This is a genomic window from Streptomyces sp. (assembly GCF_050698815.1).
Lineage (GTDB): Bacteria > Actinomycetota > Actinomycetes > Streptomycetales > Streptomycetaceae > Streptomyces.
This window is the reverse complement of sequence record NZ_JBOHCV010000645.1, coordinates 1-9,337: the sequence shown is the minus strand read 5'-3', so window position 1 is coordinate 9,337 and position 9,337 is coordinate 1. Positions and strand designations below refer to the sequence as shown.

Here is a 9,337-nt window from a genome sequence, read left to right as displayed (position 1 = left end):
CTCCGCCTGGGCCTGGTGGCCGTGCGCCCAGCGGGCGAGCGCGCGTACCCGTGCCGCGGCGTCGGCGAGCCGCTGCTCCGTCAGCTCACCGTCGTGCACGGCACGCACCAGTGCGTCGCGCAGCCGCAGCACGGTGGCCTCGTCGGCCAGTCCGCCGCCGACACAGATGGCGTCGGCACCCGCGGCGAGGGCGAGGACGCTGCCCCGCTCCAGCCCGTAGGCGCCGGTGATGGCCCGCATCTCCATGCCGTCCGTGACGATCAGTCCGGGGTGACCGAGGCCGCCGTCCCCTTCCGGCGCGCGCAGCAGGCCGGTCAGAGCGGCCGGGCTCAGGGTGCCGGGCAGGGTGGCGTCGAGGGCGGGCAGCAGGATGTGCGCGCTCATCACGCCCTTGCTGCCGGCGGCGATGGCGGCCCGGAAGGGGACGAGTTCGCGCGCGTGCAGCGTGCCCAGGTCGGCGTCGATGCGCGGCAGCGAGTGGTGTGAGTCGACCGCTGTGTCGCCGTGCCCGGGGAAGTGCTTGACGCAGGCGGCGACGCCCGCCTCCTGCAGCCCCTCGATGTAGGCGGCGGTGTGCCGGGCCACGAGCTCGGGGTCGTCACCGAAGGAGCGAACGCCGATGACCGGGTTGTCGGGGTTGGAGTTGACGTCGGCGGACGGCGCCCAGTTGAGGTTGACGCCGCAGGCGGCGAGGCGGCGGCCCAGTTCGTGCGCGACGGCCCGGGTGAGGACGGGGTCGTCGACATGTCCGAGGGCGAGATTGCCGGGGAAGGAGGAGCCCGTACGGGCCTCCAGGCGGGTCACGTCACCACCCTCCTCGTCGGCCGCCACGACTACCTCGGGCCGTACCCGGCGCAGCTGGGCGGTGAGCTGGGCGAGCTGCTCCGGTGAGGTGATGTTGCGGCCGAACAGCGCGACGGAGGCGAGCCCCTCGCCGAGCTGACGCAGCAGCCAGTCGGGCGCGCTGGTGCCGGTGAATCCGGGCTGCAGCACGGCGAGGGCGTCCCGGGTGAGGGTCTGTGTGTCGCTGGCGAGCGTGGTCATGTGGCCGGTCGTCCCTTCGGGTGGCCTTTCATTCCCTACCCCTTCACCGCACCGGCGGTGAGACCGCTGACCGCCTTGCGCTGCAGGTAGAGGAAGAGCAGGAGGATGGGCAGGGCGAAGAGGGTGGCGGCGGCCATGGTGGCGCCCCAGTCGTCCCCGAAGGCGGTCTGGAACCTGGACAGCCACAGCGGCAGGGTCTGCGCCTCGGCGTCCTTGTTCAGAATGAGCACCATCGGGAACTCGTTCCACGCCGTGATGAAGCCGAACAGCGAGGTGGCCATCAGGCCGGGAGCGAGCAGCGGGAAGATCACCTTGCGGAACGCCTGCCCGCGGTCGCAGCCGTCCACCATCGCCGACTCCTCCAGCTCCTTGGGCACCGCCGCGACGTAGCCGCGCAGCGTCAGGATCGTCAGCGGCAGCACCATCACCGTATAGAACAGCGTGAGCGGAACGAGACTGTTGAGCATCTCGGCGTCCCGCACAGTCATGTAGATCGCGATGACCATCACTTCCCAGGGCGCCATCTGCGCGACCATGAAGGTCAGGATGATGCCTCTGCGGCCCTTGAAGCGCAGGCGGGCGAGGGCGAACGCCGCGCAGAGCGCGATCACCAGCGCCAGGCCCACCGCGAGGACGGTGACCGTGACCGAGTTGCGTACCAGCGACCAGAAGTGCTCGGCCCGTACCGCGGTGCCGAAGTGCTCGAGGGTGGGGCGGGCGGGGAACCAGACCGGGTCCTCGGTGACGATGTCGCTGTTCGGCTTGAGTGCCGTGTTGAACATCCAGTAGACGGGAAAGACGAAACCCACGAAGAGCACGAGCGCCGTCGCGTTGGGCCACAGGCGGCTCAGGACCGACCGCTTCACCGTTCGTCCTCCTCGGATGCGCCGGGGGTCTCTTGTCGCAGTGCGAGGCGCAGGTAGTACGACATCAGGGCCAGCAGGATCAGGATGGTGAGCACGGAGATGGCCGCGCCCATGCCGTAGTGCTGGTTGCCGACGCCCTCGACGAAGGCGTAGACGGGGAGCGTCTCGGTGAGCCGGTCGGGACCGCCCTCGTTGATCGCGAAGACGTGCGGGAACGCCTTGAAGATCCAGATGACTTCGAGGAACGTCGTCACGAGCAGGAACGGCTTGAGGTACGGGAAGGTCACCGTGGCGAAGCTCTGCCGGCCGTTCGCGCCGTCCAGCGCGGCGGCCTCGTACAGCTCCCGCGGGATGGTCGTGCTCGCCGCGTAGAGGTTGATCGCGACGAACGGTACGGACGTCCAGACGATCAGCAGTGAGATGACGAAGAAGGTCGACAGCTGCCCGCCGGTCCAGTTGAAATCGGCCATGGAGTGAAAACCGGCCGCGTCCAGCACCCAGTTGACGACACCGAAGCGCTGGGCGAACAGCCACTGGTAGACGGTGGTCGCGGCGATGACGGGCATCGCCCAGGCGAGCACGAGGCCGACGAGCAGCAGCAGCCGCATCCGGGCGCCGAGCCGGGCCAGCAGCAGACCGGTCAGCGTGCCACCCAGCATGATCAGCACGACGTTGACGACGGTGAAGATCACCGACCGCAGGGTGACCCGCCAGAACTCCTCACTGCCGAGGGTGGCGCCGTAGTTGTCGGTGCCGGTCCACTCCGTGACGTGCTGGATCAGCTGCGTCATGTTGAGGTTCTGGAAGGAGAGCATCCCGTTCCGCACCAGCGGCCAGCCGAGGAGGACCGCGGTGACGGCGAGCGCGGGGAGCAGCAGCAGGTACGGGCGCCCGCCGCGGTGTCCCGCTCCGTACTCCCGCGCCGGCGAGGTGGCGCCCGGCGGCGCCTGCGGGGGCGGGCCGTCCACCGGCGGCGGCGCCTGGTCGGTCTGCACTGACATCTGCGCTCCAGCTCGCGTGGTCGAACCCGCGTGGTCGGGAGGGTGGTCGAGGAGGTGGCCGGGAGTTCGGGTGCGGGCTGCCTTGCGCCGGTGTGGGCGGTCGTGCCGCCCCCTCCGGCGACACGACCGCCCGCACCGCCCGCACCGCCCGCACCGCAGCAGCCCCCTGGCGGCCGGGCTGCCGCCACGGCTACTGCTTCTGCGAAAGCCGCTTGTCGAGTTCGCCCTTGACCGACTTGGCGGCCGCGGCGTGCGGCTTCCCCTTGAGTACGGCCGTCATGTAGCTCTTCACCGGGTTGGGCGGGTTCTCCACGGCGGCCCACTCCGGGATCAGCGGGGTGAGTCCGCCGCGGGCGACGGCGGGGGCGGCCGCCACGGCCGCGGGATTGCCCTGGAGCCGGTCCTGCAGCGATTCCTTGTTCGGGATCACGCCGCTCTCCTCGGCGAGCGCGCCCTCGAACTTGTCCGACAGCGCGATCTTGAGGAACTCCTTGGCGAGTTCCCGCTTCTCGCTGCCCGCCGCGACGGCCAGGTTGGAGCCGCCGAGGAAGACCCCCTCGGGCTGACCGGCCCGCTCTCCCGGGATGGTGAAGTAGCCGATGTCCTTCTTGATCTCCGGGTTGGCCTCGACGGCGGTCGCCGCCTCCCAGCCCAGGCCGATGAACGCGCCCGTCTTGCCCTTGGCGAAGACCTCGGCCTGCTGCGGCGTCGCCTCGTCCTTGTCCTTGGGCGCCGTCGAGTAGGACGCGTACTTCTCGTAGATCTTCATCGCCTCACCGACCTTGGGGTCGTCGAGGTTGGAGACCCACTTGCCGCCCTCCTTCTTGACCAGGTCGGCGCCCTTGCCGATGAGGAGACCGTCGAAGAAGTACCAGTTCTGGCCGGGCAGATAGAGCGGCTCGGCGTCGGTCTTCCTCTCGATCGTCTCCAGTGCCTCGAAGAATCCCACCCGGGTGTTGGGCGTGCCCTTGAGACCGGCGTCGGCCCAGACCTTCTTGTTGTAGATGACGGTGCGGTTGACCGCGAACCACGGGGCGGCGTACTGCTTGCCGTCATAGACGGCCGACTTGTTGATGGAGGGCGTCCAGTCCGCGCCCAGGCCCTTCTTGAGGTCGCTCAGGTCGGCGAGGCCGCCCGTCTTCGCGTACGCGGGGGTCTGGGTGTTGCCGACCTCGATCACGTCGGGCGGGTCGGACTCGGAGAGCGCGGTGGTGATCTTCTGCTGAATGCCGTTCCACTGCTGGGCCTCCAGCTTCAGCTTGGCGCCGGTCTCCTTCTCGAAGGCCGCCCTGACGTCCTTCTCCCACTGCTTGGGCGTGGAGCCGTCCATCACCCACAGCGTCAGTGTCTGACCCTTGTACCCGTCCGCGCCGGACGTGCCCTCGCCGCCGGACCCACAAGCCGCAACACTCGCCATCAGAGCCGCGATTCCGATCGCGGCCATGAGCCCACGTTTCACAGCACCCTCCCCATGGACTGGACCTGCTCGTTAATGGTTTAGACCAGTCAGAGCTTGGCCTAGACCTATAAAGGTGTCAACGGTGCGGAAAGGCGGCGGTCGGTTCCGTTACCGGAACGACATCTGGGACGGGGAGTCCCCCGCGCCCACCTCCGTGCCACGATGTGAGCCGCGAGGCAGGGCCGGAGCCGGTACGGGAGCCGCGAGCACCGCCCACACCAACGGAGGAGCCGGTGACGGCAGCACGACATGAGTCGGGAAGGCGAGCCATGGCCATGGACGGGGGCGGGGTCACAGCCGCCACAGCAGAGCCGGACGCCCGCGGCGGCGGCACGCGGACCGCACGTGTGCCCAAGTACTACCGGCTCAAGCGGCACTTGCTGGAGATGACCGAGACGCTTCCTCCCGGCACCCCCGTCCCTCCCGAGCGCTCGCTGGCGAGCGAGTTCGACACCTCGCGTACGACCGTGCGCCAGGCGCTGCAGGAACTCGTCGTCGAAGGACGGCTGGAGCGCATCCAGGGCAAGGGCACCTTCGTCGCCAAGCCCAAGGTCTCCCAGGCGCTGCAACTCACCTCCTACACCGAGGACATGCGCGCCCAGGGCCTCGAACCCACCTCTCAGCTGCTGGACATCGGCTACGTCACCGCTGACGACCGGCTCGCCGACGCCCTGGACATACCCACGGGCGGACGGGTACTGCGCATCGAGCGGCTGCGACTGGCCAGCGGTGAGCCGATGGCCATCGAGACCACGCATCTGTCACAGAAGCGCTTCCCCGCCCTGCGCCGCAGCCTTGTGAAATACACCTCGCTCTACACCGCTCTGGCAGAGGTCTACGGCATCCATCTCGCCGAGGCGGAGGAGACCATCGAGACCTCGCTGGCCACCCCCCGCGAGGCCGGGCTGCTCGGTACGGACGTGGGCCTGCCGATGCTGATGCTCTCCCGCCACTCGCTGGACACGGAGGGTGAGCCGGTGGAATGGGTGCGCTCGGTCTACCGCGGGGACCGGTACAAGTTCGTGGCCAATCTGCAGCGGCCCCACCCCGGGCCGGGGGGCCTTGACGGCGCCTCGTAACGAATCGGCATGCGGGTGGCTCCCCCGCCGTCCGCGGTGTAGCGCACCTCACATACCGTGCTCTACGGTCCCCTTTCCGCCGCGACGGAAGTGATAGACGCAATTCCGTTATACGGACAGGTAGTGACGGGGAGCGAACCGCTCGCCTAGATTCCTGCGCAATACCACGGAGATCACCGAGAGACCGAGAGACGGAGTCAGGTCATGCCCGCACCACCCGAACGTTCATCAGGCGGGTCGCCCCCCGTCATCACCCCGGCGCGCGTCGTCATCGGGCTGTGCCTGTTCGTTCCGTTCGTCGCCGTCCTGTGGGTCAGCTCCTACGCGCGCGTCGAGCCGACGTTCATCGGCCTCCCGTTCTTCTACTGGTACCAGATGCTGTGGGTCTTCATCTCCGCCGGTCTGACGATGATCGCGTACCGGCTCGTCCAGCGTGAGCAGGCGAAGCGGCGCGCCGCACAGCGAGAGGACGGTGCGCGATGAACTCCGGAGTCAACGGCATCGCACTGGCCGTCTTCATCTTCTTCTTCGCGGTCGTCACGGGCATGGGCTTCCTCGCCGCCCGCTGGCGCAAGGCCGAGAACGCGAACAGTCTCGACGAATGGGGCCTGGGCGGACGGAGCTTCGGCACCTGGGTCACCTGGTTCCTGCTGGGCGGCGACCTGTACACCGCGTACACCTTCGTGGCGGTCCCGGCGGCGATCTACGCTGCGGGCGCGGCCGGCTTCTTCGCCGTCCCGTACACGATCCTGGTCTACCCCCTGATCTTCACCTTCCTGCCCCGGCTGTGGTCGGTCTCGCACCGGCACGGCTACGTGACCACCTCGGACTTCGTCCGCGGCCGGTTCGGCTCCAAGGGACTGTCCCTGGCGGTCGCGGTGACCGGCATCCTGGCGACGATGCCCTACATCGCGCTGCAGCTGGTCGGCATCCAGTCGGTGCTCGACGTGATGGGCATCGGCGGCGGTGAGTCCACGCACTGGTTCATCAAGGACCTGCCGCTGCTCATCGCCTTCGCGGTGCTGGCCGCCTACACCTACTCCTCGGGGCTGCGGGCGCCGGCGCTGATCGCGTTCGTCAAGGACACGCTGATCTACATCGTGATCGCGGTGGCGATCATCTACATCCCGATGAAGCTCGGCGGCTTCGACGACATCTTCGCCAAGGCGGGCGACGCGCTCTCGCAGACCAACCCGGCCACCGGGAAGCCGAAGGGCGAGCTGACGAGCGGCCCCAACAACCAGTGGGCGTACGCCACGCTGGCGCTCGGCTCCGCGCTCGCGCTCTTCATGTACCCGCACTCGATCACGGCGACCCTCTCCAGCCGCAGCCGCAACGTGATCCGCCGGAACACCACGATCCTGCCGCTCTACTCGCTGATGCTGGGGCTGCTCGCGCTGCTCGGCTTCATGGCGATCGCGGCCGGTGTCAAGGTCGAGAACGGGCAGCTGGCGATTCCGCAGCTCTTCGAGAACATGTTCCCGGCGTGGTTCGCGGGCGTGGCCTTCGCCGCCATCGGGATCGGCGCCCTCGTGCCGGCCGCCATCATGTCGATCGCCGCCGCGAACCTCTTCACCCGGAACATCTACAAGGACTTCATCCGCCCGAACGCGACACCCGCGCAGGAGACCAAGGTCTCCAAGGTGGTCTCCCTCCTGGTGAAGGGCGGCGCCCTGGTGTTCGTGCTGGGCATGGACAAGACGGTGGCGATCAACTTCCAGCTGCTGGGCGGAATCTGGATCCTGCAGACCTTCCCGGCCCTGGTCGGCGGCCTGTTCACGCGCTGGTTCCACCGCTGGGCGCTGCTGGCCGGCTGGGCGGCCGGCATGCTCTACGGAACGATCACGGCGTACAACGTCTCCTCGCCGCTCCAGAAGCACTTCGGTGGTCCCGCCGACATCATCCCGGGCATCGGTCAGATGGGCTACATCGCCCTGACCGCCTTCGTGATCAACGCGGTGGTCACGGTCGTGCTGACGTTCGTGCTGCGCGCCGTGAAGGCCCCGGACGGCGTGGACGAGACGCGTCCCGAGGACTACACCGCCGACGCGGGCGACCCGGGCGTGAAGGAGGAGCTGCCCGCCCCGACCGCCGCTCCCTGACCGGACCGAGCAGCCTGACTGCCGCACCCCACTGACAGCACGTTGTCAGTGGGGTGCGGCATGCTCGCATACATGGACATCACCATCAGAAGCGCCAGAGCCGATGAGCTCGACGACATCGGTGAGCTGACGGCGCGGGCGTACCTGGACGACGGACTGCTGGACTTCGGGGAGGCCGACCCGTATCTGGAGGTGCTGCGTGCTGCACGGCACCGCGCTGAGCACGCGGAGATGCTGGTCGCCGTGGACGCCGCCTCGGACACGGTGCTGGGGGCGGTGGCCTTCGTGGGCGACGGCGGGGAGTACGCGGACCTCGCGGTGGCGGGCGAGGGCGAGTTCCGGATGCTCGCCGTCCGGCCCGCGGGTCGTGGGCGCGGGGCAGGCGAAGCCCTGGTGCGGGCGTGCGTCGAGCGGGCGCGGGAGCGCGGCCTGCACCGCGTGCTGCTCGCCAGCTCGGAACGGATGCGGGTGGCGCACCGGCTGTACGGGCGGCTGGGGTTCCTGCGCGTCCCGGAGCGGGACTGGGAGCCGATACCCGGCCTGACCCTGCTGGTATTCGCTCTGGAGTTGTGAACTAGCGCTCCCCCGCCACAAGATGTGGGGGTGGTCGCGAAGCTCGCCACCAGATGTATGCTCGTCCTCGCTGCCGCGCAGGGGAATCCGGTCCAAGTCCGGAACTGTCCCGCAACGGTGTGCGATGTGCTGCTCTGTGCTGCCCTTCGCGAGTCCGAGTGCCTGCCGGTGGTGTCGAAGACGTCCGGGCCCCGAGGGATGGGCCGGTGGACGCCTGCGAGGTGTGCCCTTCACTGACGCGGCATGCCTGCACGCGCCCGCCGCGTGCCGCCCCTCGTGACCCCAGCCGAGCGAGGGAGAGCACATCCCGTGACCATCGCACCCGCCGCACCTGCCGCATCTGCCACACCGGCGGCCACCGACGCGGAGCCTGCCTCAGCGGCACTGCTGCGCACCCTGACCCGGCTCACCGCCGACCTGCCCGGCACCGACGCGGAGCGGGTCGCCACCGCGGCGATCCGCGGCGCTCAGCAGGGCGGGGCCGACGACCGCGCCGAGTTGCGGGAACTCGCCACAGAGGAGGCGGCCGGGCTGATCGGTGCCGACCCGGCGTACTCGCGGCTCGCGGCCCGGCTGCTCACCCTCGCCGTCCGGGAGGAGGCAGCGGGTCAGGGCGCGGTGTCCTTCTCCGCGTCCATCGCGACCGGTCACCGGGAGGGCCTGATCGCGGACCGCACGGCCGCCTTCGTACGGGCGCACGCCGAGCGGCTGGACGGTCTGGTGGAGCACGCGGTGGCGGACGGCGCCGACGACCGCTTCGGGTACTTCGGGCTGCGTACGGTCCACTCGCGCTATCTGCTGCGGCACCCCACCACCCGGCAGGTGATCGAGACGCCGCAGCACTTCCTGCTGCGGGTGGCCTGCGGGCTGGCGGCGGACGAGTCGGCGCGGGCGGTCGACGAGGTCACCGAGCTGTACGCGCTGACGAGCTCGCTGGCGTATCTGCCCTCCTCCCCCACCCTCTTCAACTCCGGTACCCGGCACCCCCAGATGTCGTCCTGCTATCTGCTGGACTCGCCCCTGGACGAGCTGGACTCGATCTACGAGCGCTACCAGGAGGTGGCACGGCTCTCCAAGCACGCGGGCGGCATCGGCCTGTCCTACTCGCGCATCCGGGCACGCGGTTCGCTGATCCGGGGGACGAACGGGCACTCCAACGGCATCGTGCCGTTCCTGCGCACGCTGGACGCCTCGGTCGCCGCGGTGAATCAGG

General features: G+C 69.4%; 9 protein-coding genes and 1 riboswitch. Of the genes, 5 read left to right on the top strand and 4 right to left on the bottom strand.

Going from position 1 to position 9,337, the window contains the following annotated elements:
- From ACRDP3_RS23160 to ACRDP3_RS23145, 4 genes are all read right to left on the bottom strand, one after another.
- Positions 1 to 1,044 (bottom strand): glycoside hydrolase family 3 protein (locus ACRDP3_RS23160; RefSeq protein WP_431518929.1); only part of this gene is annotated, 1,044 nt, incomplete at its 3' end.
- Between the two features lie 35 nt (positions 1,045 to 1,079).
- Positions 1,080 to 1,910 carry a carbohydrate ABC transporter permease gene (locus ACRDP3_RS23155; RefSeq protein WP_431518928.1) on the bottom strand — a complete coding sequence of 277 codons (831 nt, stop codon included), beginning with the start codon at positions 1,908 to 1,910 and terminating at the stop codon, positions 1,080 to 1,082.
- Positions 1,907 to 2,911 carry a carbohydrate ABC transporter permease gene (locus tag ACRDP3_RS23150; protein ID WP_431518927.1) on the bottom strand — a complete coding sequence of 335 codons (1,005 nt, stop codon included), beginning with the start codon at positions 2,909 to 2,911 and terminating at the stop codon, positions 1,907 to 1,909. The genes ACRDP3_RS23155 and ACRDP3_RS23150 overlap by 4 nt, the downstream gene beginning before the upstream one ends.
- 190 nt (positions 2,912 to 3,101) lie before the next feature.
- The gene (locus ACRDP3_RS23145; RefSeq protein WP_431518926.1) at positions 3,102 to 4,370 is read right to left on the bottom strand and encodes an extracellular solute-binding protein; all 1,269 of its coding nucleotides are present in this window, start codon (positions 4,368 to 4,370) and stop codon (positions 3,102 to 3,104) included.
- Positions 4,371 to 4,639: 269 nt separating this feature from the next.
- Here ACRDP3_RS23145 and ACRDP3_RS23140 point away from each other — a divergent pair, with 269 nt between their 5' ends.
- The 5 genes from ACRDP3_RS23140 to ACRDP3_RS23120 all read left to right on the top strand — a co-directional run.
- Complete coding sequence (locus ACRDP3_RS23140) at positions 4,640 to 5,449, top strand: GntR family transcriptional regulator (RefSeq protein ID WP_431518925.1); 810 nt, start codon at positions 4,640 to 4,642, stop codon at positions 5,447 to 5,449.
- 204 nt (positions 5,450 to 5,653) lie between these two features.
- A complete protein-coding gene (locus ACRDP3_RS23135) occupies positions 5,654 to 5,932 on the top strand; it encodes a DUF3311 domain-containing protein (RefSeq protein WP_431518924.1) in 279 nt (92 codons plus the stop codon).
- On the top strand, positions 5,929 to 7,551 hold the full coding sequence (gene mctP, locus ACRDP3_RS23130) for a monocarboxylate uptake permease MctP (RefSeq protein WP_431518923.1): 1,623 nt from the start codon (positions 5,929 to 5,931) through the stop codon (positions 7,549 to 7,551). Before ACRDP3_RS23135 ends, mctP begins: the two co-directional genes overlap by 4 nt.
- 72 nt (positions 7,552 to 7,623) lie before the next feature.
- The gene (locus tag ACRDP3_RS23125) at positions 7,624 to 8,124 is read left to right on the top strand and encodes a GNAT family N-acetyltransferase (protein WP_431518922.1); all 501 of its coding nucleotides are present in this window, start codon (positions 7,624 to 7,626) and stop codon (positions 8,122 to 8,124) included.
- 36 nt (positions 8,125 to 8,160) lie between these two features.
- Positions 8,161 to 8,308, top strand: a riboswitch (cobalamin riboswitch).
- A 125-nt stretch (positions 8,309 to 8,433) separates the two neighbouring features.
- On the top strand, positions 8,434 to 9,337 hold a 904-nt coding region (locus tag ACRDP3_RS23120), incomplete at its 3' end, for a ribonucleotide reductase N-terminal alpha domain-containing protein (protein WP_431518921.1).